Below are 16697 nucleotides of genomic sequence, written 5' to 3' on the forward strand. Positions count from 1 at the left end.
CACCCGATGGATTGCCCGTATGCTAAATTTCATAAACCTCATGTAAGTTTTGCCGCAAGTTGAATAAAGCTCCTGGCCGGAAACCTTACGTAAAGCAGTACACTTAAATTTATAAAACGCCCCGACAAATATGACTAGGGAAAAGAAAAAATAGTTGCTTCTTAAATTGATAGTATTTAAGCAGCTGAAATATAGCCCTATTTTCTTCTTATACTATTTTCCTGCAAAAGAAGTAGCTACGGTTTTAGCGATAATTCTAAAATACTCTAAAATATTTCGATTATTGATGTATTTGAAATTTAATTCGATCTTTCTTGGCAAAATCTCCTTCACATAAAACGCTTCGGGGTCATGGGAAAGTGCCAATAAATCATTTTCGTTCCGATACTCGAGAGAAGCATAATCAGTGATACCAGGTAGCACCTTTAGCGCCTTCAGTTGGTCTTTACTGTACATGTCCACATACCTTCTTACTTCAGGTCTTGGACCAACAATACTCATTTCCCCCTTTAATACGTTAATTAACTGAGGTAACTCATCCACCTTAAATCGCCGAATATAATAGCCTATTCGCGTAACCCTTGCATCTTTTCCTCCAACTGTTAATAAACCTTGTCGGTCAGCATTTACCTGCATGCTTCTAAACTTGTAAACTTTAAAATCTTTACCGCCCTTTCCTACTCTGCATTGCTTAAAAAAAACAGGTCCTTTAGAGGTAAGTTTTATAATTAATGAAACAAGTAAAAGAAAAGGCAATAAAATAATTAATCCTACCAACGAAAACACAAAGTCAAAGCACCTGATTAAATCCATGATCCTATGGTTTGTCTTACAGCATTTCTGACTACCTTAACGATCCTCTCACACTGGTTATTGCTTAGTTGAGGATAGATAGGTAAAGATATCTCTCGCGAATAATTATTATATGATACCGGATAATCCTGCATTTTGTAATCGAGCTCTTTAAAAACTGTCAGCATTGGTAATGGTATGAAGTGCACATTTACTGCTACTTCGTCCGTTGAAATTCGTTCAATAATTCTATCTCGCTGTTCTTCGCTAATGTCTCGTATTCTAAGCGGATACAAATGATAACTACAGCAGGAAATATTGTTATTAAAAGGTGCTACCTCGGCCCATTCATCTTTAGAAAATTCTGCTGTGAAATATTCGTAGATTCTTTTTCTTTCATTCAAAATTGCTACATCATACTTTCTTATTTGAGCTAATCCAATAGCGGCACAAACATCAGGCATATTCATTTTGAAACCGGCGTACACCACATCATATCTCCAACCACCCACCTGGCTCTTAGAAAACGCATCTTTTGTTTGTCCATTCAAACTCCATAAACGTAAAGTCTTATAAATCTCCGCATTATTAAAAGGCAAAGGCAAGGTTATACAGATAGCTCCGCCCTCAGCAGTAGTTAGGTTTTTGACCGCATGATAAGAAAAGACTGTAAAGTCAGCAAGGTTTCCTGTTCTTTTATTTTTATAGGTTGCCCCAAATGAATGTGCTGCATCAGCAACAACAGCTATCCGGGCTAATTTTTCTTGTTTATCTCCTTTAGCTTCAAATATGCTTCTAACCTCATTATCGTTTACAATTGCAAACAAAGAGTCATAATCACAAGGCCATCCTGCGAAATCAACCGGAACTATGGCTTTTGTTTTTCGTGTAATTGCTGCTCTAACCTTTTCAGCATCTATATTAAAATCCTCTTTTACATCAACCATCACAGGTGTTGCGCCAACATGTAAAACAGCCAAAGCAGTTGCGCAATAAGTATAAGCAGGAACAATGACCTCATCTCCCTTGCCAATTCCTAACCAGTGCAAAGCCAGCATCAACCCTGACGTTGCTGAGTTTATGCATAGCACCTGTTCAATTCCTGCGTATTTCGCTGTCTCTTGCTCAAGAGCTTTCACTTTCGGGCCTGTAGTGATCCATCCACTTTCGAGTGCTGACATTACCTCAGCTTTTACATCATCATCTATAAAAGGAGGAGAAAAAGGAATCTTCATTTTTTGGATCTGGGCTATTGTTTGTGCAATAATCGATTAAAACGAGTGTTTTTACTTAAAATTATCCTTTCACGATATTAATCTTACAACTACATCAGACATTTGCACTGTTGCGGGCAAAAAATCTTGTCTTGCAGTTTGTATTTTCGAGGCCTTTAGAAGAAATTATTAAGTTCAGTTCCTACTTGGAAAGAAACGCCCCTATTGTCAAATTTCATTTCTTTAACCCGGTCCTATACGTTAGATCAGTGTTATTTTACAAGTATTTATGCCTATAGTTCAGGCAATAAAGTCTTAACAATTAGTTTCGCGTTAAAATAAGCTGTAAAAGGCTAATTTTGCACACCTATTAAGTTTTAGATAACAGCCTTTTTATAAGGTTCTAAGGTTATTATAGTGACTTTTCAAAAGAAAATATGAAATTATCGAAGTTTATTTTTGACCTACCTCTCAACCTAATTGCTCAAAATCCTACAAAGAAAAGAGAGGATAGCAAAATGATGGTTGTCCATCGAAAAACTGGACAACTAGAAGATCTCCACTTCCGCGACATCTTAAATTATTTTGATGACAAGGATGTTTTCGTAGTTAACAATACTAAAGTTTTTCCCGCAAGAATGTATGGACGAAAGGAAAAAACGGGTGCAGTAGTTGAAGTTTTTTTATTAAGAGAATTAAATGCGGCAAATCGTTTATGGGACGTAATAGTTGATCCGGCAAGGAAAATCCGTGTTGGAAATAAACTTTATTTTGGAGACAACGATGAATTAGTGGCTGAAGTGATTGATAACACAACAAGCCGTGGAAGAACTATTAAGTTTCTTTGGGAAGGTGCTGAAGACGATTTCAAAAAACAACTAGAGGCATTAGGCGAAACGCCTTTGCCTAAGTATATAAAGCGTAAGCCCGATGAAGAAGACCGCGAAAGGTACCAGACTGTTTACGCAAAACATGAAGGTGCAGTGGCCGCGCCAACTGCTGGTTTCCACTTTAGTAAGGAATTAATTAAGCGTTGTGAAATAAAAGGTATTCGATTTGCAGAAGTAACGCTCCATTCAGGATTAGGAACTTTCAGACCTTTAGAAGTAGAAGATCTGCATAAGCATAAAATGGATGCAGAGTTTTATCAGATAGACGATTTTGCATGTAAAATTGTAAATAAGGCAAAGGAAGATGGCCGCCGTATTTGCTCTATAGGTACTACTACTATGCGTGCCTTGGAAAGCAGCTATACATCACAACAGCTGCTAAAACCAAGCGAGGGCTGGACAAATAACTTTATTCATCCACCTTATGATTTTAATGTGGCCAATGCAATGGTCACAAACTTTCATTTACCAAAAAGCAGTCTGTTTATTTTGACTTGTGCCTTTGGTGGCTATGATCTTATTACTGAAGCTTATAAAAAAGCTATAAAAGACAAATACAAGTTTTCTACTTATGGCGATGCCATGCTGGTTTTATAAATTGCGGCTTTTTTTAAATGACCCAATGAACCACTAAAAAGAGTCGGAGTTTTGTAACAAGGGTATAAAGGTAGAATACCATTATAAAGACACTGCGCAAAGAGAATACTAAAAAGAGCTGCTTTTGGTTAAAGCAGCTCTTTTTATTTTGTAGATTTTTTTGGTCCCATTTGTAGCAAGGCTATAAAAAAGGCGTTAAAAGCTGGATACAATTATAAAGACGGTGGACAAGAGAATGCTTAATTAAACCAGAAAAGCATCCTTTCGGTTGCTTTTTAATTTTTTTAGAAAGATATGTTTAGATGTTTATTTGCCTTTACCATCTGAGATATTAAGGCCTTTATTTATGAGCCAAAGAAATACTATACATGCGCTGCCGATTAGATAGCCTATATAACCCTCCTGATTCTTTAACTGCATAACTGTACAAATTTTTACCAAGATACACGTTTTAATAATTTTCGACCAACATATATATATAAACGTAAAACGGCGTAATTGTATTGTAATAACGGCTTTTAAATTCTCAAGTTATTTTGGCGGTAAAAAAACGAAGAACCTTAGTAACGATTTTTAAATATCCTTTTACTTTTAGCAGTAAAAAATTAACCGTCAATTTAAGACGGTTAATTTTTTATTAAGCGCCTCTGGCGCAATATTACATGATTGAATAATCGGTCCACTTTTCGTTACTCTCGTGGCTTTTTACTACGTTTTCTATGAAAGCCATTCCCCTGATGCCTTCGGTGATAGAGGGGAATTCTATTATACTATTATCGACTGTTGTATTATTTAAACGTGCAGATAAGGTATGCGCAAAATTTCGATAGATGTTAGCAAATGCTTCTAAGTAACCTTCAGGATGACCGCCGGGAGTACGTTGGTTTTGTTTAGCTAGGTTGCCCAGGAATGGAGTTCCTGCTCTTAATACTTCCATCGGTTTGTCAAGCCACTTTACAATAAGAGTGTTGGGCTCCTGTTGGTGCCATTCAAGGCCCCCGTTTTCCCCGTAAATTTTTATTGACAGGTTGTTTTCTTCGCCTGCTGCTATCTGTGTTGCAGTCAACACTCCTGACGCTCCATTATCAAATTTTAAAAACACACCTCCATCATCGTCTAGTAATCTGCCTTCCACCACAATATTGAGATCAGCGCAAAGTTTGGTGACCTGGAGACCTGTGATATATTCTGCAAGATTAAAAGCGTGGGTTCCAATATCGCCCATTACACCGCTTTTTCCAGACTTCTTGGGATCTGTTCTCCAGCTAGCCTGCGCATTCCCTTCTCTTTCTGATAATCTACTCAACCACCCTTGATGATAATGAACATATACTTTTCTTATTTTGCCTAAAGCACCTGTCGAGACTAACTCTTTCGCCTGTTTTACCATAGGGAAACCAGTATAGGTATGAGTCAGGCAAAGTATGAGTCCTGTTTCATCTAGCTTCTGTTTTAGCTTCTGTGCTTCTTCCAGCGAAACTGTTATCGGCTTTTCAATCACCACATGAAATCCTTTGTCTAATGCCATAACAGCGGGTGGAAAATGCGCAAAGTTTGGGGTGACAATAGTTACGAAATCCATTCGCTCGCCCTCTGGCAACTGGCTCTCTTTTTCGATCATCTCCTCGTAATTCGTATAGATCCTATCCTCGGGAAGAAACAGAGAACGGCCACTTTCTATAGCAATCTCTTTATTAATACTTAGAGCGCCACATACCAATTCTACCATTCCATCCATATTGGAAGCATAGCGATGAATACTACCTATAAAGGCGTCTTTTCCACCTCCTATCATACCCATCCTTAATTTTCTTTTCATAGCAAACAGAGTTTTGATTTTAGTTTTTTTTTAAAATTTAAATAGTTACAAAAATATAGATATTTATTCCCGGTAGATATATAGTTTGTTAAGCAACAGTGGTTCTTTATCCCTTGCTCCAACAACTACAAACTGTACAAGAATGCGACGCAACAAAGGCACGTTAGAAGCACCAATGCCTGTTACCACAACCTTCTCTGCGCCTACCTTTCCTGTTGTGTAATTATTTACTTTTTACTGATCTTACAATTTCCATTGCCTCTTTAGTCAAACTTTCAATCTTACTGTAATCTTTAGCTTCGAGCAGTTGCTTACTAATAAGTTTACTGCCCATACCAACTGCAGTTACACCTGCTTTAAACCAACCGGCAATATTTTCTTTGTCAAGATCAACTCCTCCTGTTGGCATGAACATGATCTCTGGAAATAATTCTTTGATAGCACTTACAAAAGCAGGCCCCAGAATATTACCCGGAAACAGTTTCACAAACTTAGCTCCTAGTTGTTCTGCCCTGATTATTTCTGTGGGCGTCATACATCCGGGTACCCAAAGCATATTGTTTTGATCTGCCACTCTTGCTGCGTCTTCAACTAAACCCGGGCTTATTATATAATCTGCTCCTGCATCAATAAAAGCTTTGGCAGTATCTGCATTTTTAATTGTTCCAATTCCCAGATACATTCCTTTTAGTTCGCTCTCACATAGCTGCTTCATTTCCCTAAAGTTCTTTAGCGCGGCTTCTCCCCTGTTGGTGTATTCTACCGTTCTAACTCCGGCGTTAAACAGCGCTCTTAAAACGTTTAGACTTACTTCTGTGTCTTTATAAAAATATAAAGGCAAGATTCCTTGTTCGGGAATAAGCTTTAGTAGCTCGATCTTTTTATCCATATAGATTGTTTTGCAAAAGTTTTGATTGGTGAATGGGGATGCAATTAAGACGGGAAGTTACAAACCATAATCATTGAATATAAAAAGCATGGTAGTTTTCTTTCAGTCACCACAAATTTTACTCAAACGTTTTACATTATGTACTTACACGAGTGAGTCTTGAAACGCTATTGCAGATGGTAAACAAATAAAAAACCCCGCAATTCGCGGGGCCTTGTCAGTTGCAGAGATAAAGTAGAAAATTAAAGTTATTCAGTGTCATTCTTCTCATCTTCGGCTTTGTAAAAATTCTTTTTAGCTTCGATGACTTCCTGATCTCTTTCGTACTTTAAATCGCGGACCTTTTGTTTTCTTTCATCTTTCGATATTGATTTATCCTCTTTTGCGGACGATATTTTGTAATCGTATTCATTTTCTATATCCTCTATCTGAAGGTCTAACTGGGTAGGTCTTGTCTCACGCCTGAAGTCGTTCCGCTGATAGTAAAATGGATCGTTGAAGGGTGAATATCCATAACCAAATCTACTGCCGTAACCGTATCCCAGACCCATACCATAAGAACGGTACATTGGGGCATAAGGCGCTATAACAGTAACGCGGGGTCGTACATATTTTGCTCCTCCGCCATTATAAACACGGCCACGAAAACCTCCTCCAATCTTAGGTTGAGCTACAGCGCCCAACGTTAAACCTAACGCAAACAATATCACAAGTAGCTTTTTCATAATTTAATTTTTATAGTAACATTTATACAAATTATGTGCTGATTAGAGTTAAGACATTGTCTTATAACTATTCAATAACAAACCGAAATAGAACGGCTTTTAGAAAGAAATACCGGAATGTTTTAATGACAGAATTAAAAGAAAAAACGATTAAAATTGGCAGTTTTTACAGTGTTTAAGTATGAATTGAACACCGTTTGGCAGTGCGGGGTTATGACATATCTAAAACGATATTGATCGCTGTTCTAAATGGTATATTAATTGTGTTTTGATAGAAAAATTAATTATGAAAAGTTTCTTCTTAACAGCAGGAATCGCCGGAGTAGCAATCGCGGGGGTGATCTATTATTTAAAAAATCGTGGCACAGGACAGGTTATAAATGTTGAAGATGGATTTCCAGTAGACGCTTAATTTATAAGAAGCTGGTTTTAGTAAAAATGAGAATACGATAAGTACGGCTAACCTTTTCATCCTAACAATCATAACAGTCTAAAACATTAGGCTGTTATGATTAACGCGTATCGCCCCAGGCTTTAATACTCACTGGTATCAATCCTTTTCAAAGAGTAGATCGGTTTCCGATTCAAATTGCACGTACGCTCGTTTCCAGGGTTTATCATCAATCAACTTCCATTTGTGGCCCGAACCCCACGTATCCATAGCTAAAAGAATTTCTCCTGGTTTTAAGACAAACGTTTCACCTAAAAAGGTTTCAAATTCAAGTGTACCTGTCAATGTTATTACATATTGAATTGATGGAGCCGGGTGCCAGTCATATGAAGAATATGGCGCTGTTTCTTTGAACCGGATGGTTTGTGCCTTGGCAAGCAAATCTTCTGCAACTGACCCGGTGGTGACATGCGTATGACCGTCAGAACCAGTATAAATTTTATAAGCCTTTATCATATTGTTTTGTTTTAAAATTTTATGCCTCCTTATATCTTAACTATATAGGCAGCTGTCCGCCCGCTGTTGCAGAGATAAATTGAAAAGGGTAAGAAGTATATTTACATATGAAATTTTTTGTCGAAAAGGATTCTGTGGTTCGCGAGATATGGGGCAAAGGAGATACTATTCTGTTCATTTTTGCAGGAGCTTCTGCTGAATTTGCTCTCAATAAGGCAGTCGATTGGCTATATTATACAGGTCGCCTTCCTGCTGACCCATTAGGTCGACTATTTTCGACGGTGGATTATGCGCGGCAAATAGTCTTTGCAGAAAATGAGGCTGCGTTACGGGCTATTGATAAAATTACGGCCATTCATACAGCAGTGGAAAAACAAAGAGGTGCTCTAATACCTGATTGGGCGTATCGAGATGTTTTGTTTATGCTAATCTATTATTCAATACGCTCATATGAAGTACTTGAAAGAAATCTTTCCGAAGCAGAAAAAAACGAAGTTTTTGATGTGTTTAATCGCGTAGGGAAACGAATGAACTTAGAGGGACTTCCTACTACTTACCAAGAGTGGATGAAAATGCGTGAAGAACACTTGCACAACGACCTGGCAAAAAGTGAATTCACAAAAGATCTTTATAAACAGTATCGAAAACATTTGGGGCTGGTAAGGTATAAGCTGCTGCTTGAAGGGCAAAAATTGGTAGTTCCACAAAAGGTTGATGAACTATTAGGTCTCGGACGTTTTTCGCTTCTAACTCCGGTTTTAGGCTTTTACAAGTTATTGAGAATATTGCGACTCGACTGGTTTTTGAAATCGGCTATTTTACCGGCAGCGTACAAACAGGAAATTAAAGAATTAGACGTAGTGTAGTTTGTGAGTTTTAAGACTACGATTCTGGCCGTCTTTCTATTCAACATTAACTAATTTTAGAAAAACTAACACATAAAAAAATACAAATGCACAACAGCAGACGGAAGTTTATTATACAATCTGCATTAGCGGCTTCTGCTTTATCATTTGATAAAAATTCTTACGCAAAGGCATTGGCACAACCGGTTGCCCCTTTAACTGGTGATGCAAAGAAAGAGGCATTAAGCGTTTCTGTTTTTTCCAAACATCTTCATTGGCTTAGCTGGAGCGATATGGCTGTGGTAGTTAAAGAAATGGGCTTTGATGGAATTGATTTAACTGTAAGACCTGAGGGACATGTACTTCCTGAAAAAGTTGAGAAAGACTTGCCAAAAGCAGTAGCAGCCATCAGAAAGCAGGGACTGGAAGTACATATGATTACTACAGCCATTACGAAAGCTGCTGAACCGTACACAATTCCTATTCTAAAAACGGCCGGGGAACTTGGAATAAAAAATTACCGCCTTGGATGGTTTTCTTACAATAAAAACCTGAGCACCCCCGATAACATTTCCAACTTTAAAAAACAATTGCAGGAGCTGGGCGAATTAAACAAGACATATAAGATTCATGGTGATTACCAGAACCATGCGGGCAGTTATTTTGGAGCTGCTGTGTTAGACTTATGGATGGCTTTAAAAGAACTAGATGCAGAGTGGATAGGAAATCAATACGACATCAGGCACGCAACCGTGGAAGGCTCTCATAGTTGGCCCATAGGATTTGGCCTGCTACAGCCTTACATTAAAACAATTAATTTAAAAGACTTTCAATGGGCTAAAAAGGACGGAAAATGGGTGGAAGAAAACGTGCCGCTGGGAAATGGAATGGTTGATTTAAACAAGTATTTTAAACTTGTGGATGAGTCAAAGTTTAGGGGACCGGTTTGCCTGCACTATGAATATGAGTTAGGAGGTGCAGAAAATGGTGCAAGAACGCTTACCATACCAAAAGAGAAAGTTTTGGAGGCAATGAAAAGAGACTTAAATACTTTTAAAGGTCTTTATAAAACTTACATTAATATTTGAACCAAGCCAACTTCTTCTTAAGCCCATCTCATTAAAGTATATTTTTCGTAAAAAGACGAGTTAAAAAGATCTGTACAAGTGAGTGACACAACAATGTTGGGTTGAAGAATGCATGCTTGCTAAAATAAAAAACCTTTTTAGACCTTTTTTGGAATTTATTATAAAAACTACTTATTCTACAAACTCAGCCTTCCCTGGTAATAGTCAAGTATTTTAAGCCTGAAAATGTAATCATACCTGGTAGAAATCGAGTTGGCTCTAGCCCTGTCAACGTTATTCTTAGCTATTAGATAATCAATTTGGTTAATCGCCCCTGCATTGAACCTAACCTCGGCTGTTCTATACGATTCAGAAAAATCGTCCACTTGCCGCTGCAAAACCTGGTATTTCTCACTCGCCGCAGTCATATTAAAATATGCCTCTTCTATGTTTTGGCTTAACTGAGTCTTTACCGTTTCTGCTACTACCTGGGCATTTTTTAAATCAATTTTAGCCAATGCTATCCGGTTTTTAGCCCGAGACCGATTTAAAATTGGAACCTGGATACTTAAAAATAGAGATGTGTTGTAGTTGTTATTGAACTGGTCGCCATAACCTATTTTCTGCGAGGTGAAGGTTGGCCTTGTAGTTATTACCGGAACTTTTGATCCGCCGACACTTACGTAATCACCAGATGCTATTTCCTGGGAGTTAACAAAAATGTCGCGTGTTGCAGCATTTGAATAGTTTGTATTGAAACTTCCATTTAATCCAACTGTGGGATATGCAATGCCTTTGGCTACCTGCACACCTTTCGTTGCACTTTGAGTTCTTAATTCTGCTGCTTTTACAATTGCCAATTGTCTTACAGACGCCTCGTACAAAGCTTTAGGATCGGTGTTGTATTGCAAGGCTAAACTGTCAACAGACACTCTTTCTACTGCCAGGCTACTTGCAAATGGTACATTCATTAGTTGTGCTAAACTCAGCCTGGCAGCGTTTAATACGTTTCGATTATTTACAATAGTTAACTCGTCGGTTGCCAGTTGGCCTCTCAAATCATATAATTGTGCAGGGGGAATTGCACCGGCATCGTGCATAACGGTTAGTCGCTGTACCTGTTTCCTTGTAACCTCAGCCGAAATAAGGGATTGCTGGAATTGTTCCTCGTTGTTTAGAATTTGCACATAAGCTAAAATGACATTTAGGGTTACATTGTCTTTTATTTGCTGTAGGTCCATCTTGTTTGCTTCATAGCTAAGGCTATTTTGCTTTATCAAATTCTTCAGCTGAAATCCATTGAATAAAACAACTGACGATCCAAGGCTGTAGCTGGCAAAAAGGATTTGTTGATTAATGTAACTATTGGTAAAAGGATCGATACTTCTTCCCTGGTTGAAACCATGGCCTAAATTTCCAAACAAGTCTGGAAGTACGTTTGACTTTGCTTGTTTCAGACTGACAGCAGATGTTTGCATTTGTAAGTCACCTTGTCTTACCTGTAAGTTGTTATTAATTGCTGCGTCTACACATTGTTTTAGTGTAAGTCTACGTTCGTTGCCTGTTTGACCTATCGCTTGTAATTGACTAAATAGAACCAAATAAACAATCCCTGCTATTATTCTTTCTTTCATTGTTTAATTCTTTATAAATATTTTTTTATACCTGTTCAGCTTTCAATGCGACCGTCGAGCAGGTTAATTATTCTGCTTCCATACTCAGCATTTTTTTCAGAATGGGTTACCTGTATTATGGTAACACCTTCTTTGTTTAGCTCTGTAAAAAGCTCCATAATTTCTTCGCCCTGTTTAGAGTTCAGGTTGCCTGTAGGCTCATCTGCCAAAATCAGTTTTGGCTTTACGATTAATGCCCGTGCGATACCTACCAGCTGTTGTTGTCCTCCTGACAATTGAGATGGGAAGAGATCTTTTTTTCCTACCATTTGAAACCGGTCTAAAATGTCTGCAACCATTGCCTTTCGCTCAGAACTTTTTACATCCTGGTAAAGAAGTGGCGTTTCTATATTTTCGTATACTGTCAATTCATCTATCAGGTGATAAGCCTGAAATACAAAACCTATGTTTTGTTTATAAATCTTTGACCGCTGTTTTTCTTTGAGTTTGTTTACAGCTTCGCCTATGAAGGTATATTCGCCTTCATTCGGTTCATCCAACATTCCTATTACATTTAAAAGGGTGGACTTGCCTGATCCTGATGGCCCCATTATTGAAATAAACTCACCTTCATTTATAGTAAGATTAATGTCTTTTAGAATGAAAACAGGCTTACCCGCTTGCATGTGCCATTTAGAAATGCGTTTCAGCTCTATCATTGATTTTGGTTGTTTGTGCTAAGTTGAATAAGTCGGTAAGTTAGCCGGTTGTCAATTTCCTGTAAAATTTCAATGGGGTACTGTCAACAATATGCCATTTTTATAACTACTTGATTAGCAAAGTAGAAGAAGTATTGTTCACAAGTAAAATGTTTCGTTTGTGATACAGCCTGTGTTCGTTTTTGATACAACAATACCGAGCTCGAGATTGAGTAGAAGAAAACTTTTTAGAAAGCAAAAGCCTAGCTCTTAAACCAGTAAGGCTTGTAATAGTTTTATTGCTGTAATTACAAAGGATGGAAAGGTATTGTTTTACATGATCCGGTAAGTAACTCCCTCAATTGCAAGATCGGTGGCAGGAAAAACTTCTCTCGTTTCTTCAAGAAATTCATTCAGCTCTTCGTATTTACTACTAAAATGGCCAATCAGTAACCTCATTGCATTGGCCTTTAAGGCTATATCAGCAGCCTGGTGAGTTGTTGAATGATAGCGTTGAGATGCGCGTTCCTCGAGGCCCTTTAAATAAGTTGTCTCGTGATACACCATCGTTGCATCTTTAACTTTGTCTGCAAGGGCAGGATTGTATACTGTATCGGCGCAATAAGCATAGCTTCGGGCTGGAGTATTAGCAATTGTGACGGCTTCGTTTAATACCTCCTCCCCTTTGTCAGTTATTACATTTTCGCCGGCCTTAAGTAGTTCGTATTGCTGCGCATTCAAGTGATAATTGCCAATTGTTTGTTTATTAATTTTTCTAGGTTTTTTTTTCTCCCTAAATATAAATCCCCAACATTGAATGCGATGGTACACCTGAAAGGCTTCGACGGAAAATTTAGGATTATCCACTAATAAGCCTTCTTTGTCCAAAGGATGAAAATGGAGAGTATAACTAAATGTAGTATTAGCCGCAGTTAGTATTAAGTTGATAATTGGTTGCAGTTCGGGAGGCGCATATAAGTGAAGATCTGTTTCGCGACCCAAGAGTCCCATACTGTTAATGAGACCTGGTAAACCAAAATAATGATCACCATGAAGGTGAGAGATAAAAATGTGGTTTATACGACCTCGCCTGATTTTGTAACGTGCCAGTTGCATTTGGGTTCCTTCTCCGCAGTCAACTAGAAACTGGAACTGGTCTAAAGTAACTACCTGCGCGGTGGGATGCCGGTCGTATGCAGGCAACGCAGAATTATTTCCTAAAATAGTTACTCCAAACATTGTTACAACAGCATTTTTTATTTTAGATAAAGATAGCGGAATTAGCCTTTCGATGGCCTAAAGTGAAATTGTAAAAGCTGAACAGGGACTTGTAAAATTGGGAAGGAAAAAACCTAGCGTGAAAAAAGCGGCGGTGTAACGCTTGCCTGAGACATTGTGAGAAGTTTCTTAAAAAAAGATAGAAAAAGTACTTTAGTTGCAGTGTGCGACGCAAGGATGTTTGGAGAAGATAAAAAGCTGGAACATCAAAAATATGTTTAAAGATTTTCGTTGTTGTCGTCCATATATTCTCTTTCAATTTCTTCCATTTGAACAATATCCCAGGCTTCGCTTTCACTTGGTGTAATATTCATTTCTTCAAGCAAGCCCATCTCATCCAGCTTTTGCTCAACTTCAGGCTTTAAATCACAAATTACAAATGAGGCATTTTTTTCATAAAACACCTGTTGAATTTGTGCCAATTCTTCAGCAGCTCTGTCTTCGATATTTTCTACGTCTCCAATCTTTAGTACCACATTACTAATCTCTTGATGTAGAAATTGCGTAACTAATTGAGAAAGGTCTGCTGCTATATTGTCAGAGAGAATTGGCTCTATTAGCGTTATAACATGAAATTTCTCTTTGGTATCAATTTTGACCTTCATGATTACGGTTTGATTAACATGTGTGAATAACGACGCATACTCAAGCTTCAAAAATATTCGTTATTATTGTATCTAAGCAATTTAAACTTTATGGATAATAATTTTTCAGCCCAGGTAAAGGAAATTATTTCGTTTAGCAGAGAGGAAGCTCTCCGTTTAGGAAATGATTTTATAGGGACGGAACATTTGCTGCTAGGTTTGATAAGAGAGGGCGAAAACACAGCTATCCGCATTTTAAAAACATTAAATGTAGACCTGTATGAACTTCGCAAAGAAGTCGAACTTGCAGTAAAAGATAAAACAGGAAAAAACATCGCAAACATTAATAGTTTGCCTTTAACAAAGCAGGCGGAAAAAGTAATTCGTGTAACCGTTTTAGAAGCTAAGGCGCTAAAAAGCCCGCTTGTGGAAACTGAACATTTAATGCTTTCAATTCTTAAGAATAAAGAAAACATAGCGACACAAATCTTAAATCAATTTGATGTGGACTATGATGTATTTAGAAACGAATTGGGAATGGTTAGAAGCAGCGAGCCAAGAAGCGAATACACCGAAGACAATGACGATGATTTTGATGATGACAGGAAAGGCTATTCGCAGCAGCAACGCGCAAAGCAGCAAAGCAATCCTAAAAGCAAAACACCAGTATTAGATAACTTTGGACGAGACATTACTAAGCTGGCTGAAAGTGGCACCTTAGACCCGATTGTGGGTCGTGAAAAAGAGATCGAAAGAGTTAGCCAGATTTTAAGCCGTAGGAAAAAGAACAACCCAATATTGATAGGTGAACCAGGTGTGGGTAAAACTGCCATCGTTGAAGGTTTGGCTTTAAGGATCGTGCAAAGAAAAGTTAGCCGTGTGTTGTTTGACAAAAGAGTAATTAGCCTTGATCTTGCAGCACTTGTTGCCGGAACTAAGTATCGCGGCCAGTTTGAAGAGAGAATGAAAGCTATCATGAACGAACTGGAAAAGAACCGTGATGTGATTTTGTTTATTGATGAGATACATACCATAGTTGGTGCCGGTGGCGCCAGCGGATCGTTGGATGCTTCTAACATCTTTAAACCGGCCCTTGCAAGAGGGGAGTTACAATGCATTGGTGCCTCTACTTTAGATGAGTATCGCCAGTATATTGAGAAAGATGGTGCGCTTGATCGTCGTTTTCAAAAGGTACTGGTTGAACCACCTACAGTTGAGGAAACAATCCAGATACTTACGAATATCCAAAGTAAGTATGAGGACTATCATAGTGTTTCTTACTCCGTGGATGCCATTGACGCTTGTGTAAAGCTTAGCGACAGGTATATGACGGATCGTTTATTGCCCGATAAAGCGATTGACGTGTTGGATGAAGTAGGTGCAAGAGTTCACTTAAAGAACATTAATGTACCGAAAGAGATTCTTGAACTAGAAAAGAAGATTGAAGATATTAAGCTTGAAAAGAACAAGGTTGTAAAAAGCCAGCGATTTGAAGAAGCCGCAGCTCTTCGTGATACTGAAAAGCGCCTTGGTGAAGCCTTGGAAAAAGCAAAAACTTCGTGGGAAGAAGAAAGCAAAAACAAGCGCTTTCCTATTGATGAGGAAGCGATCGCAGAAGTAGTGAGCATGATGACGGGAATACCTGTGAAACGCATGGTAGAAGCGGAAACAGAGAAGCTTCGTCGTATGGGCGACGATATGAAAGCAATGGTAGTTGGTCAGCCTGAAGCCATTGCAAAAGTCACCAAAGCTATCCAACGTAATCGTGTAGGTTTAAAAGATCCGAAGAAGCCGATTGGCACTTTCATTTTCTTAGGTCCTACCGGAGTTGGTAAAACTGAGCTGGCACGTTCTTTAGCCCGTTACATGTTCGACAGCGAAGATTCACTTATTCGTATTGACATGAGTGAATACATGGAAAAGTTTACGGTTAGCCGCCTTGTTGGTGCGCCTCCGGGATATGTGGGATATGAAGAAGGTGGACAGCTTACTGAAAAAGTACGCCGCAAACCCTACAGTGTAATATTATTAGACGAGATCGAAAAAGCCCATCCAGATATTTATAATATCCTCTTGCAGGTGTTAGACGATGGCCAATTAACAGACGGTTTAGGTAGGAAGGTTGATTTTAAGAATACGTTAATCATAATGACTTCAAATATTGGTGTTCGCCAATTAAAAGAGTTTGGAGATGGAGTCGGTTTCGCAACAGCTAACCGTGTGCAAAATGCAGACGAAAACAATAAAGCGGTTATCGAGAAGGCTTTAAAACGCACCTTCTCGCCCGAATTCCTCAACAGGATTGACGATGTGGTTGTTTTCAACTCACTTTCAAAAGATCACATCTTTGAGATTATTGATATATTGATGAAGAATGTGATGAAGCGTTTGACTAATCTTGGTTTCAGTTTAGAGATTACCCCTGCTGCCAAGGACTTTATTGCAGAGAAAGGATATGATGTGCAGTTCGGAGCAAGACCATTACATAGGGCTATTCAAAAGCACCTGGAAGATGAACTTGCCGAAGAAATTCTTAGCATGAACGTTAAGCAGGGAGATGTTTTAATTGCAGACCTGGATAAGGTAAATGAAAAAATAGTTTTTACCCTCAAGGAAAAAATAGAGGAAAAAGAACAAAGTCAAGCGTAGTCTTCGTAATTTCAGCTTTTTAGCCATTCATCCTTCGGGTTGGGTGGCTTTTTTTTTGACTATCTCTTTTTTTTTAATTAACTGCTCTCTATCCTTTAATCTTTTGCCTGTGTTTTCCACCATCTTAGAA

The 16697-nt window shown here is 38.3% G+C and carries 15 protein-coding genes; 5 read left to right on the forward strand and 10 right to left on the reverse strand.

Features of this window, described 5'->3' with window-relative positions; all coding sequences use genetic code 11:
• Positions 1-213: 213 nt before the first annotated feature.
• Positions 214-813, reverse strand: a complete 600-nt coding sequence (locus JWR87_RS00950; RefSeq protein ID WP_297814676.1) for a sugar transferase — start codon at positions 811-813, stop codon at positions 214-216.
• Entirely contained in the window at positions 804-2027 is a 1224-nt protein-coding gene (locus JWR87_RS00955) for a DegT/DnrJ/EryC1/StrS family aminotransferase (RefSeq protein WP_297814678.1), read from the reverse strand. Before JWR87_RS00955 ends, JWR87_RS00950 begins: the two co-directional genes overlap by 10 nt.
• A gap of 416 nt (positions 2028-2443) precedes the next feature.
• On the opposite strand from JWR87_RS00955, the gene queA reads away from it, so the two are divergent.
• Positions 2444-3493, forward strand: a complete 1050-nt coding sequence (gene queA / locus JWR87_RS00960; protein WP_297814680.1) for a tRNA preQ1(34) S-adenosylmethionine ribosyltransferase-isomerase QueA — start codon at positions 2444-2446, stop codon at positions 3491-3493.
• Between the two features lie 658 nt (positions 3494-4151).
• Here queA and JWR87_RS00965 read toward each other — a convergent pair.
• From JWR87_RS00965 to JWR87_RS00975, 3 genes are all read right to left on the reverse strand, one after another.
• Positions 4152-5312, reverse strand: a complete 1161-nt coding sequence (locus tag JWR87_RS00965) for a Gfo/Idh/MocA family oxidoreductase (protein ID WP_297814681.1) — start codon at positions 5310-5312, stop codon at positions 4152-4154.
• A gap of 223 nt (positions 5313-5535) precedes the next feature.
• Positions 5536-6201 (reverse strand): bifunctional 4-hydroxy-2-oxoglutarate aldolase/2-dehydro-3-deoxy-phosphogluconate aldolase, encoded by a 666-nt coding sequence (gene eda, locus JWR87_RS00970; RefSeq protein ID WP_297814682.1) that lies wholly within the window; start codon positions 6199-6201, stop codon positions 5536-5538.
• A gap of 248 nt (positions 6202-6449) precedes the next feature.
• Complete coding sequence (locus JWR87_RS00975; protein WP_297814683.1) at positions 6450-6926, reverse strand: hypothetical protein; 477 nt, start codon at positions 6924-6926, stop codon at positions 6450-6452.
• Positions 6927-7212: 286 nt separating this feature from the next.
• Here JWR87_RS00975 and JWR87_RS00980 point away from each other — a divergent pair, with 286 nt between their 5' ends.
• Positions 7213-7338: a hypothetical protein gene (locus tag JWR87_RS00980; protein ID WP_297814684.1), complete on the forward strand. Its 126-nt coding sequence runs from the start codon at positions 7213-7215 to the stop codon at positions 7336-7338.
• 138 nt (positions 7339-7476) lie between these two features.
• Here the strand turns inward: JWR87_RS00980 and JWR87_RS00985 are convergent, their stop codons facing one another.
• A complete protein-coding gene (locus tag JWR87_RS00985) occupies positions 7477-7833 on the reverse strand; it encodes a hypothetical protein (RefSeq protein WP_297814685.1) in 357 nt (118 codons plus the stop codon).
• A gap of 107 nt (positions 7834-7940) precedes the next feature.
• Between JWR87_RS00985 and JWR87_RS00990 the strand changes: the two genes are divergently transcribed.
• Together JWR87_RS00990 and JWR87_RS00995 are read left to right on the forward strand one after the other, a co-directional pair.
• The gene (locus JWR87_RS00990; protein WP_297814686.1) at positions 7941-8699 is read left to right on the forward strand and encodes an oxygenase MpaB family protein; all 759 of its coding nucleotides are present in this window, start codon (positions 7941-7943) and stop codon (positions 8697-8699) included.
• Between the two features lie 86 nt (positions 8700-8785).
• Positions 8786-9766 carry a TIM barrel protein gene (locus tag JWR87_RS00995; protein ID WP_297814687.1) on the forward strand — a complete coding sequence of 327 codons (981 nt, stop codon included), beginning with the start codon at positions 8786-8788 and terminating at the stop codon, positions 9764-9766.
• A gap of 176 nt (positions 9767-9942) precedes the next feature.
• Here the strand turns inward: JWR87_RS00995 and JWR87_RS01000 are convergent, their stop codons facing one another.
• The 4 genes from JWR87_RS01000 to JWR87_RS01015 form a co-directional block, all read right to left on the reverse strand.
• Entirely contained in the window at positions 9943-11379 is a 1437-nt protein-coding gene (locus tag JWR87_RS01000) for a TolC family protein (protein WP_297814688.1), read from the reverse strand.
• A 35-nt stretch (positions 11380-11414) separates the two neighbouring features.
• Positions 11415-12077 (reverse strand): ABC transporter ATP-binding protein, encoded by a 663-nt coding sequence (locus JWR87_RS01005; RefSeq protein ID WP_297814689.1) that lies wholly within the window; start codon positions 12075-12077, stop codon positions 11415-11417.
• A gap of 312 nt (positions 12078-12389) precedes the next feature.
• Positions 12390-13295 carry a ribonuclease Z gene (locus JWR87_RS01010; protein WP_297814690.1) on the reverse strand — a complete coding sequence of 302 codons (906 nt, stop codon included), beginning with the start codon at positions 13293-13295 and terminating at the stop codon, positions 12390-12392.
• Positions 13296-13552: 257 nt separating this feature from the next.
• Entirely contained in the window at positions 13553-13939 is a 387-nt protein-coding gene (locus tag JWR87_RS01015) for an STAS domain-containing protein (protein WP_297814691.1), read from the reverse strand.
• Positions 13940-14029: 90 nt separating this feature from the next.
• Between JWR87_RS01015 and JWR87_RS01020 the strand changes: the two genes are divergently transcribed.
• On the forward strand, positions 14030-16567 hold the full coding sequence (locus tag JWR87_RS01020; RefSeq protein WP_297814692.1) for an ATP-dependent Clp protease ATP-binding subunit: 2538 nt from the start codon (positions 14030-14032) through the stop codon (positions 16565-16567).
• The last annotated feature ends 130 nt before the right edge of the window (positions 16568-16697 follow it).

Origin of the sequence: Segetibacter sp., from assembly GCF_025963695.1 — a bacterium.
GTDB lineage: Bacteria > Bacteroidota > Bacteroidia > Chitinophagales > Chitinophagaceae > Segetibacter.

What these genes read in the sequence shown, in the direction of transcription:
- JWR87_RS00950 (WP_297814676.1), bottom strand. Translation starts at nt 813, where the DNA reads ATGGATTTAATCAGGTGCTTTGACTTTGTGTTTTCGTTGGTAGGATTA.
- JWR87_RS00955 (WP_297814678.1), bottom strand. Translation starts at nt 2,027, where the DNA reads ATGAAGATTCCTTTTTCTCCTCCTTTTATAGATGATGATGTAAAAGCT.
- queA (WP_297814680.1), top strand. Translation starts at nt 2,444, where the DNA reads ATGAAATTATCGAAGTTTATTTTTGACCTACCTCTCAACCTAATTGCT.
- JWR87_RS00965 (WP_297814681.1), bottom strand. Translation starts at nt 5,312, where the DNA reads ATGAAAAGAAAATTAAGGATGGGTATGATAGGAGGTGGAAAAGACGCC.
- eda (WP_297814682.1), bottom strand. Translation starts at nt 6,201, where the DNA reads ATGGATAAAAAGATCGAGCTACTAAAGCTTATTCCCGAACAAGGAATC.
- JWR87_RS00975 (WP_297814683.1), bottom strand. Translation starts at nt 6,926, where the DNA reads ATGAAAAAGCTACTTGTGATATTGTTTGCGTTAGGTTTAACGTTGGGC.
- JWR87_RS00980 (WP_297814684.1), top strand. Translation starts at nt 7,213, where the DNA reads ATGAAAAGTTTCTTCTTAACAGCAGGAATCGCCGGAGTAGCAATCGCG.
- JWR87_RS00985 (WP_297814685.1), bottom strand. Translation starts at nt 7,833, where the DNA reads ATGATAAAGGCTTATAAAATTTATACTGGTTCTGACGGTCATACGCAT.
- JWR87_RS00990 (WP_297814686.1), top strand. Translation starts at nt 7,941, where the DNA reads ATGAAATTTTTTGTCGAAAAGGATTCTGTGGTTCGCGAGATATGGGGC.
- JWR87_RS00995 (WP_297814687.1), top strand. Translation starts at nt 8,786, where the DNA reads ATGCACAACAGCAGACGGAAGTTTATTATACAATCTGCATTAGCGGCT.
- JWR87_RS01000 (WP_297814688.1), bottom strand. Translation starts at nt 11,379, where the DNA reads ATGAAAGAAAGAATAATAGCAGGGATTGTTTATTTGGTTCTATTTAGT.
- JWR87_RS01005 (WP_297814689.1), bottom strand. Translation starts at nt 12,077, where the DNA reads ATGATAGAGCTGAAACGCATTTCTAAATGGCACATGCAAGCGGGTAAG.
- JWR87_RS01010 (WP_297814690.1), bottom strand. Translation starts at nt 13,295, where the DNA reads ATGTTTGGAGTAACTATTTTAGGAAATAATTCTGCGTTGCCTGCATAC.
- JWR87_RS01015 (WP_297814691.1), bottom strand. Translation starts at nt 13,939, where the DNA reads ATGAAGGTCAAAATTGATACCAAAGAGAAATTTCATGTTATAACGCTA.
- JWR87_RS01020 (WP_297814692.1), top strand. Translation starts at nt 14,030, where the DNA reads ATGGATAATAATTTTTCAGCCCAGGTAAAGGAAATTATTTCGTTTAGC.